The following is a 16,995-nucleotide window of genomic DNA, read 5'->3' as shown; positions in this document are numbered from 1 at the left end:
GCGTCCGCACGGCCCCGGCGGAACGAGGCGAACCGCGGGAGACCCCTTCCGCCGCACATACCGACTGGTTAGTCTGGCGTCGCCGAGCCGGTCCGCGCCGCGCCGTCCACACGCCGCCGCGGGCCGGGCCGCGCCGTGTCGCACCGTGTCGAAGGAGACCGATGGTGGAAGCCGTGCAGGATGCCGCAGTCGTCGTGACCGGGGCGGGAGGCGGCATCGGCGCCGCGCTCGCCCGCCGCTTCGCCGCCGGGGGCGCCCGGGTCGTCGTCAACGACCTCGACCCGGCGAAGGCCGAGGCGGTGGCCCGGGAGATCGGCGGCATCGCGGTCCCGGGCGACGCCGCCGCGATCGTCACCGACGCCCGCGACGCGCTCGGCGGCACGGTCGACGTGTACTGCGCCAACGCGGGCGTCGCCTCCGGCGGCACGGAGGCGGCCGACGAGACGGTCTGGGCGCTCGCCTGGGACGTCAACGTCATGGCCCACGTCCGCGCGGCCCACGAACTGCTCCCGGACTGGCTGGCGCGCGGCAGCGGCCGCTTCGTCTCCACCGTCTCGGCGGCCGGTCTGCTCACCATGATCGGCGCCGCCCCCTACAGCGTCACCAAGCACGGCGCCTACGCCTTCGCCGAGTGGCTGTCGCTGACCTACCGCCACCGGGGCGTCAAGGTGCACGCCATCTGCCCGCAGGGCGTGCGCACCGACATGCTCACCGCCAGCGGCAGCGCCGGCGAACTCGTCCTCACCCCGACCGCCATCGAACCGGACGACGTGGCCGACGCCCTGTTCAAGGGCATCGAGGAGGACCGCTTCCTGATCCTGCCGCACCCCGAGGTCGCCGAGTACTACCGGGCCCGCGCCACCGAGCCCGACCGCTGGCTGCGCGGCATGAACCGCCTCCAGCGGCAGTGGGAGGAGGCGACCGCCCGATGACCGCCCCCGGCTCCCGGTACGCCGCCAAGCCCTGGCTGGACCTGCTCACTGACGCCCAGAAGGCACCGCTGCACCCCGAGGCGTCCCTCGTGCACGCCCTGCGCCGGGCCGCCGCCGAGGCCCCCGACCGCGCCTTCCTGGCCTACTTCGACGGCCGCCTGACCTACCGCGAGACGGACGAGCTGAGCGACTCCGTCGCCGGGCACCTCGCCGCCCGGGGACTTCGGCGCGGCGACCGCGTGGCCGTCCTGCTGCAGAACTCCCCGCACTTCGTGCTCGCCGTGCTCGGCGCCTGGAAGGCGGGCGCGGTGGTGGTGCCGGTCAACCCGATGTACAAGGCGGGCGAGGTCGGACACGTCCTGCGGGACGGCGAGGTGGCCGCGCTGATCTGCTCGGACCGGGCCTGGCAGTCGTATCTGCGCGAGGCGGCGGCCGACTCGCCGGTGCGGATCGCGCTCACCGCCTGCGAACTGGACTTCCAGAGCCGCGGCGACACGCGCGTGCTGTCCTTCGACAGGCTCGACGTCACCGACGCCGACGACCTCACCGAGGCGGCCCGCGCCGGCCACCCGGCCCCCGAGGGCCGCGACCCGGAGCCCGGTGACATCGCGCTGATCAGCTACACCTCGGGCACCAGCGGCGCCCCCAAGGGCGCCACCAACACCCACCGCAACATCATGTACAACGCCGAGCGGCAGCGCACCGGCCTCGGACTGCCCGCGGCCCCGGTCTACTTCGCGCTGGCCCCGCTGTTCCACATCACCGGCATGGTCTGCCAGTTCGGCGCCTGTCTGAACAGCGCCGGCACGCTCGTCCTGGCGTACCGCTTCGAGGCGGGCGTCGTCCTGGACGCGTTCGCCGAGCACCGGCCGCACTACACCGTCGGCCCGTCCACCGCCTTCATGGCGCTGGCCGCCCACCCGTCCGTCAACCGGGAGCACTTCGCGTCCTTCACGGTGCTCTCCTCCGGCGGCGCCCCGCTGCCGCCCGCCCTGGTGGAGAAGTTCCGGGCCGGCTTCGGCCCGTACATCCGCAACGGCTACGGCCTCACCGAGTGCACCGCCCCCTGCGCCTCCGTCCCGCCCCATCTGGAGGCGCCCGTCGACCCGGCCTCCGGGACCCTCGCGGTGGGCGTGCCGGGGCCCGAGACGGTCGTGCGGATCGTCGACGACCAGGGCGCCGAGGTGCCCTTCGGGGAACAGGGCGAGATCGTCGTCAGCGGCCCCCAGGTCGTGCCCGGCTACTGGCACCGCCCGGACGCCACCGCCGAGACCTTCCCCGGCGGCGAACTGCGCACCGGCGACATCGGCTTCATGGACGAGCGCGGCTGGCTGTACGTCGTCGACCGCAAGAAGGACATGATCAACGCCTCCGGCTTCAAGGTCTGGCCGCGCGAGGTCGAGGACGTCCTCTACACCCACCCGGCGGTCCGCGAGGCGGCCGTCGTCGGGGTGCCCGACGGGTACCGCGGGGAGACCGTCAAGGCATACATCAGCCTCCGGCCGGGCGCCGCCACGGACCCGGACGACCTCGCCGCGTACTGCAAGGAGAGACTGGCGGCGTACAAGTACCCGCGCCAGGTGGAGATCCTGCCCGAGCTGCCGAAGACGGCGAGTGGGAAGATCCTCCGGCGGGAACTGCGCTCCCGCGCGGACCAGCAGCGACAGTGACGAAAGGCAGGTGGCGGCAGTGCCCAGAACCACGGACGGGGACGGTACTCCGGTGCCGCAGCGGCTCCTGGCCGCCGCCACCCGGCTCTTCGCCGAGCGGGGCTACGACCGCACCTCGGTGCAGGAGATCGTCGAGGCGGCGGGCGTCACCAAGGGGGCGCTCTACCACTACTTCGGCTCCAAGGACGACCTCCTGCACGAGGTGTACGCGCGTGTGCTGCGCGTCCAGCAGGAACGCCTGGACGCCTTCGCGGACGCCGACGAGCCGGTGGAGAAGCGGCTGCGGGACGCGGCGGCCGACGTCGTCGTCACCACCATCGACAACCTCGACGACGCGTCGATCTTCTTCCGCTCCATGCACCACCTGAGCCCGGACAAGAACCGCCAGGTGCGCGCCGAGCGGCGGCGCTACCACGAGCGGTTCCGCGCGCTCGTCGAGGAGGGCCAGCGGACCGGCGTCTTCACCAAGGAGACGCCGGCCGACCTGGTGGTGGACTACCACTTCGGCTCCATCCACCACCTGTCCACCTGGTACCGCCCCGACGGCCCGCTCAGCAAGCAGGAGGTCGCCGACCATCTCGCCGACCTCCTGCTGCGGGCGCTGCGGCCCTGAGCGGGCTCAGAGGTACTTCTTCAGCTCCCGGCGGGCCAGCGAGCGCTGGTGCACCTCGTCCGGCCCGTCGGCCAGCATCAGCGTGCGCGCCCCGGCGTACAGCTCGGCCAGCGGGAAGTCCTGGCTGACCCCGCCCGCGCCGTGCAACTGGATCGCCCGGTCGAGGATGCCGACCACCGTGCGGGGCGTGGCGATCTTGATGGCCTGGATCTCGGTGTGGGCGCCCCGGTTGCCGACGGTGTCCATCATCCAGGCCGTCTTCAGCACCAGCAGCCGCAGTTGCTCGACCGCGACCCGGGCGTCCGCGATCCAGTTCTGCACCACGCCCTGCTGGGCCAGCGCCTTGCCGAACGCCGTCCGGGACGCGGCCCGCCGGCACATCAGCTCGATCGCCCGCTCCGCCATGCCGATCAGCCGCATGCAGTGGTGGATGCGGCCGGGGCCGAGCCGGGCCTGCGCGATGGCGAAGCCGCCGCCCTCCTCGCCGATCAGGTTCGCCACCGGTACGCGTGCGTGGTCGAAGACGACCTCCGCGTGGCCGCCGTGGTAGTGGTCCTCGTACCCGAACACCTGCATGGCGCGTTCGATCGTGACGCCGGGGGTGTCGCGCGGGACCAGCACCATCGACTGCTGGCGGCGGATGTCCTCGCCGTCCGGGTCGGTCTTGCCCATCACGATGAAGATGTTGCAGTCCGGGTGCATCGCCCCGGAGATGTACCACTTGCGGCCGGTGATCACGTACTCGTCGCCGTCGCGCTCGATGCGCGTGGTGATGTTGGTGGCGTCGGAGGAGGCCACCTCCGGCTCGGTCATCGCGAACGCCGAGCGGATCTCGCCGGCGAGCAGCGACCGGAGCCACTGCTTCTTCTGCGTCTCGTCACCGAACTGGGCGAGCACCTCCATGTTGCCGGTGTCGGGCGCCGCGCAGTTCGTCGCCGTCGGCGCCAACTGCGGGGAGCGGCCCATGATCTCGGCGAGCGGCGCGTACTGGAGGTTGGTGAGGCCGGCGCCGTACTCGGCGTCGGGCAGGAACAGGTTCCACAGGCCCTGCCGCTTGGCCTCCGCCTTCAGGTCCTCCACGACCTGCGGCTCCTGCCACGGCGAGGCGAGCCGGGCCCGCTGCTCGTGGGCGACCGGCTCGGCCGGGTAGACGTACTCGTCCATGAAGGCGAGGAGCCGGGCGCGCAGTTCCTCGGTGCGTGCGTCGAACGCGAAGTCCATGACGGGTCAGCCTTCCTGAAGGGTGGTCAGGCCGTGCTCGATGAAGACGGGGACCAGCTCGCCGATGCGGTCGAAGCCGCGGCCGACCGTCTGGCCCAGCGTGTAGCGGTAGTGGATGCCCTCCAGGATCACGGCCAGCTTGAAGAAGGCGAACGCCGTGTACCAGGAGACCGCGGAGACGTCCCGCCCCGAACGCGTGGCGTACCGCTCGATCAGCTCGCCGGGGCCCGGGTGCCCCGGCGCCTCGGCGGTGGTGGAGACGGGGGAGTCCGGCATTCCGAGCGGCCGGCTGTACATCACCAGCAGCCCCAGGTCGGTCAGCGGGTCGCCGAGCGTGGACATCTCCCAGTCGAGGACCGCCTTGATCCGGTCGTCCTCGCCGATCAGGACGTTGTCCATCCGGTAGTCGCCGTGCACGACCGCGGGGGCGGGGGAGCCGGGCAGCTCCCGGCCGAGGGTGGCGTGCAGCTCGTCGATGCCGGGCAGCTCGCGGTTGCGGGAGGCGTCGAGCTGCTTGCCCCAGCGGCGCAACTGGCGGTCCAGGAAGCCCGCCGGACGCCCGAAGTCCGCGAGGCCGGCCTCGGCCGGGTCCACGGCGTGCAGCTCGACGAGCGTGTCGACCAGGTTCAGCACCGCGTCCCGGGTGCGTCCGGGGCCCAGCGGGCGGAGCTGGTCGGCGGTGCGGTACGGGGTGCCCTCGACGAAGTCCATCACGTAGAACGGGGCGCCTAGGACCTCCTCGTCCTCGCACAGCAGCACGGTCCCGGGCACCGGCACGGCGGTCGCCCGCAGCGCGCTGATCACCCGGTGCTCGCGCCGCATGTCGTGCGCGGTGGCCAGTACGTGGCCGAGCGGGGGGCGCCGGACGACCCACCGCGAGACGCCGTCGGTGACCGCGTAGGTGAGGTTCGACCGTCCGCCCTCGATCAGCCGGCCGGACAGCGGCCCGTTCACCAGGCCGGGCCGCTCCCGGTCGAGCAGGCCGCGCAGCCGGTCGAGATCGAGTCCGGGCGGGTGGTCGGGGCTCATCGTCGCTCCTACGGGCAGGTGAACAATACCCGCTTCATGATGCCGACCGGTCGGTATGGCGTCCAGAGGGGAAGCGGAACGTGATCGGCGCCACGGTGATCACCGCGTCGCCGCCCGCCCAGTGGTCGTCCGGGTGCCCGTCGTGCGCGGCGTGCCGGTGTCCGTTGTGCGCGGCGTGCCGGTGTCCGTCGTGCAGGTGGTCCGCGTGGTCGCCGTGTCGCACGCGCGGGTGCCCGCACCCCTCGCCGTGCCGGTGTTCGTGTCCCTCGTGGGCGATGTGGCCCGGGGGATCGCACTCGTCCCGGTGGCGGCCGTGCTCGCGGTGCGGATGCCCGTCGTGGGTGTACTCCATGTGGCCGCCGTGCGTCACGCGGGCGTGCCCGCGGTCGGGGCCGTGGACGTGCGGATGGGCGGCGTGCTCCTGGTGCGGGGCGGACCTGGTGCGGGGCGGACCTGGCCATGGGTCGCTCACCTTCGACGGGGGCGGTGGTACGGCGGCTGCCGCGGCCCACCCTGCCAGGCGCGGCAGTGCTGCCGGCGGACCAGGAGGGCGCGTCAGGCCAGTACCAGCACCATGCCGCACGCCGCCGTCGCCACCGTGCACAGGGCGACGGCGGCGGCGTGCGCGGGAGTGAGCGCGGGCGGGCGGCCGGTGGCCGCGAGGGCGCGGATACGGCGGTGGGCGAGGCGCAGGACGCCGAGCCACAGCACGCAGCAGACGGCGCCGGCGGCGACGGTGACCGCCGAGGCGCCGGGTCCGTGCAGGGCGGCCTTCGTGGCGAGCACGGCGGCGACGGCGCCCGCGAGGGTGGTACGGCGCCAGGCGAGCCGGGTGCGCTCGGGCTGGAGCCCGGGGTCACGGTCGGCGGTGGCGGTGCTGCCGGTGCCGGTGCCGGCGCCCGGGGCGCGCGGGGTGCCGGTCAACCCTCCCACCCGACGAGGACCACGACGACCATGGCGACGGCCAGGGCGGCGACGACGACACCGAGCAGGGCGGGGAAGCGGGAGGCGGGGAGGTCCTCGCCGCGCCGCATGGCCCGTTCGCAGCGCACCCAGTGGTTCACGGCCCGCAGCGCGCACAGCACGCCCGCGCCGAGCAGCGCCAGCGCGATCCCGACCCGCCAGGTGCCGCGCAGATCCGGCAGGAACTGGTCGACGGCGAACCCTCCGCCGACCAGCGCCAGCGCGGTCCGCAGCCAGGCGAGGAACGTCCGCTCGTTCGCCAGCGAGAACCGGTAGTCCGGCGTCTTTCCCTCCCGCCGCACCTCCTCCGGCACGAACCACAACCGCACACCCCGCACAAACTCACTCACCCCCCGACTCTAACGACCCACCCACCCCACCCCCCACCCAGCCACGACCCTGACCAGCCCACACACAACCCCCGGCCCTCCCAGCCAACCCGCACACCCACCCCTCCCGCCGGGCCGCGCGCACCCGCCCCACCCGGCCGCGCCCACCCGCCCCACCCAACCCCGGGCGGGCGCCCAACCCCGCCCAACCGCGGGCAGTCGTGCCGCCTGGGGCGGCACGGGTGGGCGCGGGCGGCACCCCGCCAACGCCGGGCCGCGCGACCCACCCGCCCTCAGGCCGATCGCCGGGCCACGCACCCCGACGCCGGGTCACGTGCCCAACCCCCCACGCCGGGTCACGTGCCCAACCCCCGACGCCGGGTCACGTGCCCAACCCGCGACGTCACCTCACCCCCGATACCCCCCCAACCGCTCATACGCCGCCAACCCGTCCGGCACCCACTCCCACTCCCCGAGCCGCCGCCCCACCTCCTCCTCCGTCAGGAAGTCGAACCACGCCACCTCCTCCACCTGCGGCCGCACCGCACCCTCCCACCGCGCCTCGTACACCGACGACCACCAGGTGCGCCCGCCCCCGCCGTCGTACAGGAACTTGAACAGGAACCGGGGCCGCCCCAACCCCGTGACCCCCAACTCCTCCTCCGCCTCCCGCAGCGCCGCGTCGTCGTAGGACTCGCCCGCCCCCACCACCCCGCCGACGAACATGTCGTACAGGGACGGGAACACCAGCTTCCCCGCCGTCCGCCGGTGCACGAAGATCCGCCCGTGCGCGTCACGGACCTGCACGAACACACACCGGTGCCGCAGCCCCCGGGCGTACACCTCACCCCGTGGCGCCCGCCCGACCACCCGGTCGTTCTCGTCGACGACGTCAAGAATCTCGTCAGCAGCACTCATGCGCACCATCCAAGCAGCGCCAGTACTCCATTCCTCAACTACCCCAGAAACACCGGAAGTTGAAGCGTGTAACGCCCTTCTCGCTCTTGACGCCAACCCTTGGCTGCCGCTTTGCTGTCCGTGACCAACCCATGGCACCCCGCAACACCAGCCACCCCGCACGACCCGCCAGTCACCACCCACCACCCACCACCCACAACCCAGACCCGGCAACCGACACCCCGCGTCGCGTGAGGAAGTCCCCGCGGTGTCCCCACCCCCGCCTCCCCTCGGCCGCGGCCGCAGACCCGCGGCCCAGTCCTTCGACGAGGCCCTGGACGACGCGGAACTCGCCGCCACCCGCGCCGCGCTCGCGCAGGGCAGATGGCAGTCCGCCCGCTCCCTGCTCGCCCGCACCGGCGACGACTGGGACCGCCGCGGCCACCGCGTCACGGTCCTCGCCCGGGAGCCCTCCTGCGCCGCCTGGACCCGCGAGTGGCTCCTCGTCGAACCCGGCTCCCCCGACGCCACCGTGCTGCTCGCCCTGGCCCGGATACGCCGGGCGCTCGACGGCAAGGAGGACCCGGACCGCGCCCGGACGGCCTGCCGGGAGGCCGCCCGGCAGGTCCCCGCCGACCCCACCCCCTGGCTCGGCGTCCTCATGCTGGAACGCGCACGCGGCACCGACGAGGACCTCGTCCGCGCCTACGAGCAGGTGCGCGCCCGCTACGCCGACCACCACCACGCCCACCACCTGATGGTCGCCCGCCTCGCCGAACGCCGCGCCGACACCGGCTCCGACCCGCTGCACGAGGTGTACGACTTCGCCAACTGGGCCGCCGAACAGGCCCCCGCCGACTCCCCGCTGGCCGTGCTGCCGGTCGTCGCGCACGCCGAGCGGTACCGCGTACTGGCCGCCGCCGGGCACGAGCCCGCCGACCCCGCCGCCTCGGGCCACTGGTCCGGCCGCCGCGCCCGGCAGGTGATGAAGGCCGCGTTCGACTGGTGGCTGGAGTGGGAGCAGGACGGCCACCCGCGCCGCCTGATCGACCTGAACTACCTCGCCCACGCCAAGTCCTGCGGCCGCCGCGGCGCCGAGGCCGCCGCCCTGTTCCACCGCATCGGCGACCACGTCACACCGGCCCCGTGGTCCTACCCCGACCGCGACCCGTACTCCGCCTTCCGCGCCGCCCGCGCCGCCGCCCTCGGCACGGCCTGAGGCGACCGCGCGGGCCTCCGCACCGCCACCGCACGGCAACCCGCACGGCAACCCGCACGGCAATCGCAGTCCCACGCAGCCAACGAGAGAAGGACGGCCCTGGATGACCACGGACAGTTCGCGCACGGCCACGTCCGCGCCCGACCGCATCAGCACCTTCAAGGGGGAGGAGCGGGCGCTGCGTGCCGACCGCCTGGGCACCGGCGGCCTGCTGCTCTCCGTCCTCGCCGCGACCGCCCCCCTGATGGTGGTCGCCGGGGTCATGCCCACCACGTTCGCGGTGATGGGCATCGTCGGACAGCCCCTGCTCTTCGTCGTGCTGGGCGTGGTGCTGGTCCTGTTCAGCGTCGGGTACGCCGAGATGAGCCGGCACGTGCACAACGCGGGCGCCTTCTACGCGTACATCTCCCGCGGCCTGGGCGGCACCGCCGGCGCGAGCGCCGCGCTGGTCGCGCTGCTCGCCTACAACGCCCTCCAGGTCGGCATCTACGGCATCTTCGGCTTCGAGGTCTCCGGTCTCCTCGCCACCTACGCCGACCTGGAGATCGCCTGGTGGATACCGGCACTGGCGGCCGTGCTGGCCGTCGGCGCGCTGGGCTGGCTGAAGATCGACGTCAACGCACGCGTGCTGGGCGTCCTGCTGCTGATCGAGGTCGCCCTCGTCGTCGCCTTCGACGTCGCCGCCGTCGCCGACCCCGGCGCGCAGGGCCTGTCCCTGCACGCCTTCGACCCCGACACCCTCACCGGCGCGGGCGTCGGCACCGCCCTGTGCTTCTGCATCGCCGCCTTCCTCGGCTTCGAACAGGCGCCGGTGTACGCCGAGGAGACCAGCCGCCCCCACGTCCTGGTGCCGCGCGTGATGTTCCTCGCGGTCGGCGGCGTCGCCGTGTTCTTCGCGCTCAGCAGTTGGGCGCTGACCGTCGCCACCGGCCCCGCGCACATCGTCGGCGCCGCCCGGGAGCAGAGCGCCGGGCTGCTGTTCTCCCTCACCGAGTCACGGCTCGGCGGCACCTTCACCGACGTCCTGCACGTGCTGTTCGTCACCGGCATGTTCGCGGCGCTGCTCAGCTTCCACAACGTCGTCGCCCGGTACGCCTTCGCCATGGGCCGCGAGGGGCTGCTGCCGGCCGCGTTCGGGCGGACCAGCGGCACCAGCGGCGCCCCGGGCACCGGCTCGGTGCTCCAGACGGCCGTGTCCGCGCTGGTCGTCGTCGGCTTCGCGATCGCCGACGACCGCCCGGCCGGCGACCCCACCGAACCGGTCCTGCACCTGTTCACCTGGGCCGGCAACATCGGCGCCCTCGGCGTGATCGTGCTGATGGCGGCGGCCTCCTTCTCGGTGGTCGCCTTCTTCGTCCGCCGGGGCGCCGGACGCGCGCAGGGCGCCCGGCTGGCGGCGTCCGCCCTCGCGGGCCTCGCCCTGCTGGTGATCGCCGGTTACACGGTCAAGGACTTCGACGTCCTGGTCGGCGCCGGCCCCGGCTCGTCGCTGAGCTGGGTCCTGCCCGGCGTCATCGGCCTCGCGCTCGTCGCCGGCCTGGTCCAGGGCCTGCTGCTGCGCTCCCGCGCCCCCGAACGGCACGCCCGGATCGGCCTGGGCAACGAGGCGTTCCGGCTGGACAACGCCGCGTCGAGCCGCCCGGAGTGACTCAGGACGCGGCCGGGGAAGGCTGCGGGGACGCCACCCCGGCGATCCGGAACGCCCCCTCCAGCACCGCCTCCGCCGCCCCGAGGCGGACCCGCACGTCGACCGGCGCGGCCGGGTCCGCCGGCAGCGCCGGGACCAGGACGGCGAGCGTCAGCCGGTCGCCGGACCGGGCCGCCACGACCGGCGGACCCGGCACCGGCACCCCGCCGACGGACACGCCGCCGTCGCGCGGCAGTTCGGCGGGGTCGAAGTAGGCGCCGCGCAGGTGGACGCGGACCGTCTCGCCCGGCCGGACCGTCCCGTCCTCGCCCGCGTCCGCCCCGGTGATGCCGTACGCGCACGCCGTCCCGCCGCCGGAGGGCGCGGCGAGCCGCGCGGTGGCCCCCGGGTGGCGCCGGTGGAAGCGCAGCAGCCCGTCGAGGACCGCGTACGCGGCCCGGCCCTTGCAGGTGTCCAGCCGTCCCGCCAGCGCCGCGTGCTCCCGGGCCGCCGCCTCCCAGTCGCCGCCGCGGCCCTGGACGGCGAGGCAGCCCTCGGCCAGGCCGCGCAGCACCCGCCACTCGCCGGTCGGCGGCGTGTTCGCGAGGGTGTCGCGGACCTCGCCGCACCGCTCGGGGGAGCGCAGCCGGTCGTACGCGCTCTGCGGGTCGGGGAGCGCGTCGGTGTCCGGCGAGACCGGGCCCGGCGGCAGCCAGGCGGGGGCGGTCGGCGGCCGGGGTTCACCGCTCGGCGCCGGGCTGGCCGCGGGGGACGGGCCGGCCGGGGCGCGGCGGGGGGAGGCGGGAGCGCGGGTCGGGGCGGGCGGCCGGGGGGTGGCGACGGGGCCGGGGGCGCCGTCCGCCCGCCAGGAGGGGACGGGCCGGGGCGCGGCCACCGTGCCGGGCGGCCCGCCGGCCGGGCCGCCGTCCGCCGCTCCGCCCGGGACGCTGGGCAGCGCGACGTACGGTGGCGGCCCGCTCGGGTCACCGGCGCAGGAGGCCGCGATCACCGCCAGCGTGCCGGCCAGGCACAGCCCCGTGATCCGCGTGCCGAGCGAAACCCCCATGACGCCCCCCGTCGTGAACACCCCCGGACATGGAAAGGGCGCGCTCCCATCATCCGGAAGCGCGCCCCGCGGGGGAAGTCCCGCTAGATGATCAGCGACAGGAGCAGCACCAGGGCCCCGGCGACCACCGAGATGATCGTCTCCATCACCGACCAGGTCTTGACGGTCTGGCCGACGTTCAGGCCGAAGTACTCCTTCACCAGCCAGAAACCGGCGTCGTTGACATGGCTGAAGAACAGCGAGCCGGCGCCGACCGCCAGGACCAGCAGGGCCGTGTGGGTGGTCGACATGTCGGCGGCCAGCGGCGCGACCAGACCGGCCGCCGAGACCGTCGCCACGGTCGCCGAACCGGTCGCCAGCCGGATCGCCACCGCGATCAGCCAGGCCAGCAGCAGCGCCGGGATCGACCAGTCCTCGGAGATCTCCAGGATCATCCTGCCCACGCCGGAGTCGATCAGCGTCTGCTTGAAGCCGCCGCCCGCGCCGACGATCAGCAGGATGCCCGCGATCGGCGCGAGCCCCTTCTCCACCAGGCCCGAGACGCGGTCCTTGGCGAACCCGGCGGGCCGCAGCAGCGTGAAGATGCCCACGATCACGGCGGCGAGCAGGGCGATCAGCGGGTTGCCGATGACGTCGAAGGTGCGCTGCACCAGGGCGTCCGAGTCGTCGACGATGATGTCGACGAGGGCCTTGGCCAGCATCAGGACGACCGGCAGCAGGATGGTGGCCAGCGTGGCGCCGAACCCGGGACGCCGCTCCAGTTCCTCGGAGGCGCGCTGCGGGATCATCCGGTCCGGGGCGGGCACGTCCACCCAGCGGGCGGCGTACCTGGAGAACAGCGGGCCGGCGATGATCACCGTCGGGACCGCGACCAGCACGCCGAGCGCCAGCGTCACACCGAGGTTGGCGCCCAGCGCGTCGATCGCGACCAGCGGACCGGGATGCGGCGGCACCAGGCCGTGCATCACGGAGAGACCGGCCAGCGCCGGGATGCCGATGCGCATCAGGGAGTAGTTGCCGCGCTTGGCGACCATCAGCACCACCGGGATCAGCAGCACGATGCCGACCTCGAAGAAGAGCGGCAGCCCGATCACGGAGGCGATCAGCACCATCGTCCACGGCATCGAGCGCTTGCTCGCCCGGCCGAGGATGGTGTCCACGATCTGGTCGGCGCCGCCGGAGTCGGCGAGCATCTTGCCGAGGATCGCGCCCAGGGCGATCAGCACGCCCACGCCGGCCACGGTGGAGCCGAGTCCGGCGGTGAAGCTGGTGATGACCTTGTCCAGGGGCGCCCCGGCGAACGCGCCGAGCGCCAGTGAGCCGATGGTCAGCGCCAGGAAGGCGTGCAGCTTGAACTTGGTGATGAGCAGAACGATGACGGCGATGCCCAACAGCACGGCGATGCCCAACTGGGCATGACCGGCCGAGGTGATCGGCTCGACGGTGTCCGCTGCCAGCATCTCGACGCTGAGTCTGGTCACGGTGTTTTCCTTGCGGTGATGGGGATGCGGGGGAGGGGCGCGTGAAAGGGGTTACGCGGGGTCGGGGAGGGTCCGCAGGGCGTACGCCGCCCGTTCGGTGATCTCCTCCGGGGAGCCGGAGACGTCCACCGCGACACCGGCCTCGCCGGGCTGGAGGGGCTGGAGCGTGGCGAACTGGGAGTCGAGCAGGGCGGTCGGCATGAAGTGGCCCTGCCGGTGGGACATCCGGTCCTCGATCAGCTCGCGGCTGCCCGTGAGATGGACGAAGACGATACCGGGCGCGGCGGCCCGCAGCCGGTCGCGGTAGGACCGCTTCAGCGCCGAGCTGCTGACCACCCCGCCGAGCCCCGCCCGCCCGTGCGCCCAGGCGCCGATGGCGTCCAGCCAGGGCCATCGGTCGTCGTCGGTGAGGGGCGTGCCGGCGGTCATCTTGGCGATGTTGGCCGGCGGATGGAAGTCGTCGCCCTCGGCGTAGGGAACGCCGAGCCGGGCCGCGAGCAGGGGACCGATCGTGGTCTTCCCGGTGCCCGCCACGCCCATGACCACGACGACATGGGAGGTCTGCGGTTGCTGCATCGTGCTCTCGCTGTCTGCTGTCTTCGTCGACACGTGATGTAGACGCAACTGAAACGCATTAGGTACGACGAATTCAAGAGGGTGTGACATATAAGTCTGACTTTTTCATCCCGTGATCCGCCCCGTACGCTGAGTGCATGAGCACACCGGGCAGGGGGCTGCACGGCCGCGTACTGGACACCCTCGGCCCCGCGATCACCGCGGGTGAGTACCCCGCGGGCAGCGTTCTGCGCACCGACGAACTCGCCCAGCGTTTCGAGGTGTCGCGCTCCGTGATGCGCGAGGCCGTCCGCGTCCTTGAGTCCATGCACCTGGTCGCCTCACGCCGCCGGGTGGGCGTCACCGTCCTGCCCGAGCGCGACTGGAACGTCTACGACCCCCAGGTCATCCGCTGGCGCCTGGCCGGCGCCGACCGGCCGCGCCAACTGCGCTCGCTGACCGTGCTGCGCTCGGCGGTGGAACCGGTGGCGGCCGGCCTCGCCGCGCGGAACGCCACCCACGAGCAGTGCGCCGAACTCACCGAGTGCGCCCTGGGGATGGTCGCCAACTCCAGTGGTCACAGGCTGGAGCGGTACCTCTTCCACGACGTGGCCTTCCACCGCGTCATCCTCAACGCCTCGGGCAACGAGATGTTCGCCCGCCTCGGCGACGTGGTCGCCGAGGTGCTCACCGGCCGCACCCAGCACGACGTGATGTTCGAGGACCCCGACCCGGCCGCCGTCACCCTGCACGTCCGCGTCGCCGAGGCGGTCCGCGCCCGCGACGCCGAGCGCGCCGAACGGCTCACCCGCGAGATCACCGTCGGCGCCCTGCACGAACTGGACATCCTCGCGCCCTAGTCGGGCGGGTCGAGCGAGGTCAGGCGAGGAACTCCCCGTCCACGTACACCCACGCCCCGTCCACCCGCTGGAAGCGGCTGCGCTCGTGCAGCGACCCGCCCCGGTACGAGGCGCGGAAGGTCACCGTGCCGGTGGAGTGGAACGCCGAGCCGTCGGCGGTGTCCAGGATCTCCAGCCCGCTCCAGCGCGTCCCCGGATCGAGGTCCAGCCGGGCCGGCCGCGTCCGCGGGTGCCAGGTCCGCAGCAGATACACCGGGTCCCGCCGCACGAACGCCGTGTAGCGGGACCGCATCAGCGCCTCGGCCGTCGGCGCCGCCGCCGCACCGGAGAGGAAGCGGCCGCAGCACTTCTCGTACGGCTCGGGCAGCCCGCACGGGCAGGAACGCGTGGTCATGGCCACCCCTCCGCGACAGCTCGGTGAGTCAACGCGCGAGGGCCGTGACCTCGCGGTCACGGCCCTCGCATCCGATGTGTCCGAGGGGGGACTTGAACCCCCACGCCCGATAAAGGGCACTAGCACCTCAAGCTAGCGCGTCTGCCATTCCGCCACCCGGACAAGGTGTCTGCCGCACGGGACGTTGCCCGCGGCGACGACGTAAACATTACCAGGCTTTCCGGGGTGTCCGATCACCCCCCGATCCGGTGTGAACGGCGTGTGACGGGCCGGGACCGGTCTTGGGGGTCGCCCTCGCGGAGAGGGAGGATGAGGGGGACCCACCAGCAGTGACAGCGGGAGGAAGCACGTGAGCGAGACGGGCACGACCAGGAGCGTCACCGGCGAGGACGAGGTCGTGGACCTCTGCCGCGAGCTGATCCGGATCGACACCAGCAACTACGGCGACCACTCGGGACCGGGCGAGCGCAAGGCGGCGGAGTACGTCGCCGAGAAGCTCGCCGAGGTGGGCCTGGAGCCGCGGATCTTCGAGTCCCACCCGGGCCGCGCCTCCACGGTGGCCCGCATCGAGGGCGCGGACCCGACCCGGCCCGCGCTGCTCATCCACGGCCACACCGACGTCGTTCCGGCCAACGCGGACGACTGGACCCACCACCCCTTCTCCGGCGAGGTCGCCGACGGGTGCGTGTGGGGCCGCGGCGCCGTCGACATGAAGGACATGGACGCGATGACCCTCGCGGTCGTCCGCGACCGGCTGCGCAGCGGACGCAAGCCGCCCCGCGACATCGTCCTCGCCTTCCTCGCCGACGAGGAGGCGGGCGGCACGTACGGCGCCCGGTACCTCGTCGACCAGCACCCCGACCTCTTCGAGGGCGTCACCGAGGCGATCAGTGAGGTGGGCGGCTTCTCCTTCACCGTGAGCGAGCAGCGCCGGCTCTACCTGATCCAGACCGCCGAGAAGGGCATGCACTGGATGAAGCTGACCGTGGCCGGCACCGCCGGGCACGGCTCGATGATCCACCGCGACAACGCCATCACCGAACTGTCCGAGGCCGTCGCCCGCCTCGGCCGGCACGAGTTCCCCGTCCGCGTCACCAAGACGACCCGGGCCTTCCTGGACGAACTCGGCGACGCGCTCGGCACCGAGCTGGACCCGGAGAACATGGAGGGGACCCTCGCCAGGCTCGGCGGCATCGCCAAGCTGATCGGCGCGACCCTGAGCAACACCGCCAACCCCACCCAGCTCGGCGCCGGTTACAAGGTCAACGTCATTCCCGGCGAGGCCACCGCGCACATCGACGGACGGTTCCTGCCCGGTCACGAGGAGGAGTTCCTCGCCGACCTCGACCGCATCCTCGGCCCGAAGGTGCGCCGCGAGGACGTGCACGCCGACAAGGCCGTCGAGACCACCTTCGACGGGGCGCTGGTGGACGCCATGCAGTCCGCGCTGATCGCGGAGGACCCGGCCGCCAAGGCCATCCCCTACATGCTCTCCGGCGGCACCGACGCCAAGTCCTTCGACGACCTGGGCATCCGGGGCTTCGGCTTCGCGCCGCTGAAGCTGCCGCCGGAGCTGGACTTCGCGGGCATGTTCCACGGCGTGGACGAGCGGGTCCCGGTCGACGGCCTGAAGTTCGGCGTGCGCGTCCTCGACCGCTTCATCGATGCGTCCTGATTTGGGCCACTGAAACGACACTCCTTTAATCGTTCGGACGTACGGGGTCCGACCGGGAAGGGTGAATGCGACCATAAGCTCGTAGCCCCATTACTCCCTCCTCGTTACTGGTCATGTGATCCGCATTTTGGGATCGCGCTTGCCAACTAGGAGGAATAAATGTTCAAGAAGGTCGTCGCCGCTGCCGCCGCCACCGGTGGTCTCGTTCTCGCCGGTGCGGGACTGGCCGTCGCCGACTCGGGCGCCCAGGGCGTCGCCGCCCACTCCCCGGGCGTCGCGTCCGGCAACGTCGTACAGGTGCCCGTGCACGTGCCGGTCAACGTCTGCGGCAACACGGTCAACGTGATCGGGCTGCTGAACCCCGCCTTCGGCAACACCTGCGTCAACAAGTGACGTCTGTGCCTCGCCCCGTGAGGGCTTGAGCCCGTCGGCCCCGGAGCGCGTGCCATGCGCTCCGGGGCCGA

General features: G+C 73.2%; 17 protein-coding genes, 1 tRNA gene and 1 pseudogene. 8 read left to right on the top strand and 11 right to left on the bottom strand.

Annotation, left to right across the window (positions count from 1 at the left end; genetic code table 11):
* The first annotated feature begins 161 nt into the window (after nt 1-161).
* Genes ACFY32_RS10235 through ACFY32_RS10225 form a run of 3 tightly spaced genes read left to right on the top strand, consistent with a single transcriptional unit; the run spans nt 162 to nt 3,215 of the window.
* Complete coding sequence (locus ACFY32_RS10235) at nt 162-932, top strand: SDR family oxidoreductase (protein WP_359202163.1); 771 nt, start codon at nt 162-164, stop codon at nt 930-932.
* A complete protein-coding gene (locus tag ACFY32_RS10230; protein ID WP_390673879.1) occupies nt 929-2,602 on the top strand; it encodes a class I adenylate-forming enzyme family protein in 1,674 nt (557 codons plus the stop codon). Before ACFY32_RS10235 ends, ACFY32_RS10230 begins: the two co-directional genes overlap by 4 nt.
* A 19-nt stretch (nt 2,603-2,621) precedes the next feature.
* Nucleotides 2,622-3,215 (top strand): TetR/AcrR family transcriptional regulator, encoded by a 594-nt coding sequence (locus ACFY32_RS10225; protein ID WP_359202167.1) that lies wholly within the window; start codon nt 2,622-2,624, stop codon nt 3,213-3,215.
* A 6-nt stretch (nt 3,216-3,221) separates the two neighbouring features.
* Here ACFY32_RS10225 and ACFY32_RS10220 read toward each other — a convergent pair whose 3' ends face one another.
* The 6 genes and pseudogenes from ACFY32_RS10220 to ACFY32_RS10195 all read right to left on the bottom strand — a co-directional run bounded on the left by ACFY32_RS10220 (nt 3,222) and on the right by ACFY32_RS10195 (nt 7,675).
* Entirely contained in the window at nt 3,222-4,436 is a 1,215-nt protein-coding gene (locus tag ACFY32_RS10220; protein WP_390673878.1) for an acyl-CoA dehydrogenase family protein, read from the bottom strand.
* 6 nt (nt 4,437-4,442) lie between these two features.
* Nucleotides 4,443-5,465 carry a phosphotransferase family protein gene (locus ACFY32_RS10215; RefSeq protein ID WP_390673877.1) on the bottom strand — a complete coding sequence of 341 codons (1,023 nt, stop codon included), beginning with the start codon at nt 5,463-5,465 and terminating at the stop codon, nt 4,443-4,445.
* A gap of 157 nt (nt 5,466-5,622) precedes the next feature.
* Nucleotides 5,623-5,937: pseudogene (locus ACFY32_RS10210) on the bottom strand (hypothetical protein); the annotation flags it as partial.
* Between the two features lie 83 nt (nt 5,938-6,020).
* A complete protein-coding gene (locus tag ACFY32_RS10205; RefSeq protein ID WP_390673876.1) occupies nt 6,021-6,389 on the bottom strand; it encodes a DUF202 domain-containing protein in 369 nt (122 codons plus the stop codon).
* On the bottom strand, nt 6,386-6,778 hold the full coding sequence (locus ACFY32_RS10200) for a YidH family protein (protein ID WP_390673875.1): 393 nt from the start codon (nt 6,776-6,778) through the stop codon (nt 6,386-6,388). The genes ACFY32_RS10205 and ACFY32_RS10200 overlap by 4 nt, the downstream gene beginning before the upstream one ends.
* Before the next feature lie 387 nt (nt 6,779-7,165).
* Nucleotides 7,166-7,675: an NUDIX hydrolase gene (locus ACFY32_RS10195; protein ID WP_390673874.1), complete on the bottom strand. Its 510-nt coding sequence runs from the start codon at nt 7,673-7,675 to the stop codon at nt 7,166-7,168.
* Between the two features lie 247 nt (nt 7,676-7,922).
* Between ACFY32_RS10195 and ACFY32_RS10190 the strand changes: the two genes are divergently transcribed.
* Together ACFY32_RS10190 and ACFY32_RS10185 are read left to right on the top strand one after the other, a co-directional pair.
* Nucleotides 7,923-8,873: a hypothetical protein gene (locus ACFY32_RS10190; RefSeq protein WP_390673873.1), complete on the top strand. Its 951-nt coding sequence runs from the start codon at nt 7,923-7,925 to the stop codon at nt 8,871-8,873.
* A 103-nt stretch (nt 8,874-8,976) separates the two neighbouring features.
* On the top strand, nt 8,977-10,521 hold the full coding sequence (locus ACFY32_RS10185) for an APC family permease (RefSeq protein WP_390673872.1): 1,545 nt from the start codon (nt 8,977-8,979) through the stop codon (nt 10,519-10,521).
* A 1-nt stretch (nt 10,522) separates the two neighbouring features.
* Here the strand turns inward: ACFY32_RS10185 and ACFY32_RS10180 are convergent, their stop codons facing one another.
* From ACFY32_RS10180 to ACFY32_RS10170, 3 genes are all read right to left on the bottom strand, one after another.
* The gene (locus ACFY32_RS10180) at nt 10,523-11,566 is read right to left on the bottom strand and encodes a hypothetical protein (protein ID WP_390673871.1); all 1,044 of its coding nucleotides are present in this window, start codon (nt 11,564-11,566) and stop codon (nt 10,523-10,525) included.
* An 83-nt stretch (nt 11,567-11,649) separates the two neighbouring features.
* Nucleotides 11,650-13,047: a GntP family permease gene (locus ACFY32_RS10175; protein WP_390673870.1), complete on the bottom strand. Its 1,398-nt coding sequence runs from the start codon at nt 13,045-13,047 to the stop codon at nt 11,650-11,652.
* 51 nt (nt 13,048-13,098) lie between these two features.
* Nucleotides 13,099-13,623: a gluconokinase gene (locus ACFY32_RS10170; protein WP_390673869.1), complete on the bottom strand. Its 525-nt coding sequence runs from the start codon at nt 13,621-13,623 to the stop codon at nt 13,099-13,101.
* A 137-nt stretch (nt 13,624-13,760) separates the two neighbouring features.
* On the opposite strand from ACFY32_RS10170, the gene ACFY32_RS10165 reads away from it, so the two are divergent.
* Entirely contained in the window at nt 13,761-14,462 is a 702-nt protein-coding gene (locus ACFY32_RS10165) for an FCD domain-containing protein (RefSeq protein ID WP_359202191.1), read from the top strand.
* 19 nt (nt 14,463-14,481) lie between these two features.
* Here the strand turns inward: ACFY32_RS10165 and ACFY32_RS10160 are convergent, their stop codons facing one another.
* Nucleotides 14,482-14,856 carry a YchJ family protein gene (locus ACFY32_RS10160; protein ID WP_390673868.1) on the bottom strand — a complete coding sequence of 125 codons (375 nt, stop codon included), beginning with the start codon at nt 14,854-14,856 and terminating at the stop codon, nt 14,482-14,484.
* 77 nt (nt 14,857-14,933) lie between these two features.
* A tRNA-Leu gene (locus tag ACFY32_RS10155) sits at nt 14,934-15,018 on the bottom strand.
* Between the two features lie 187 nt (nt 15,019-15,205).
* Between ACFY32_RS10155 and ACFY32_RS10150 the strand changes: the two genes are divergently transcribed.
* Nucleotides 15,206-16,531, top strand: coding sequence for a M20/M25/M40 family metallo-hydrolase (locus ACFY32_RS10150; protein WP_359202195.1), 1,326 nt, complete (start codon nt 15,206-15,208; stop codon nt 16,529-16,531).
* A gap of 159 nt (nt 16,532-16,690) precedes the next feature.
* On the top strand, nt 16,691-16,924 hold the full coding sequence (chpH, locus tag ACFY32_RS10145) for a chaplin ChpH (protein WP_359202197.1): 234 nt from the start codon (nt 16,691-16,693) through the stop codon (nt 16,922-16,924).
* Nucleotides 16,925-16,995 lie beyond the last annotated feature (71 nt).

The organism is Streptomyces sp. NPDC000134 (assembly GCF_042899225.1).
GTDB lineage: Bacteria > Actinomycetota > Actinomycetes > Streptomycetales > Streptomycetaceae > Streptomyces.
The sequence above is the reverse complement of the archived record's forward strand: the minus strand, read 5'-3'. Positions and strand labels throughout refer to the sequence as shown.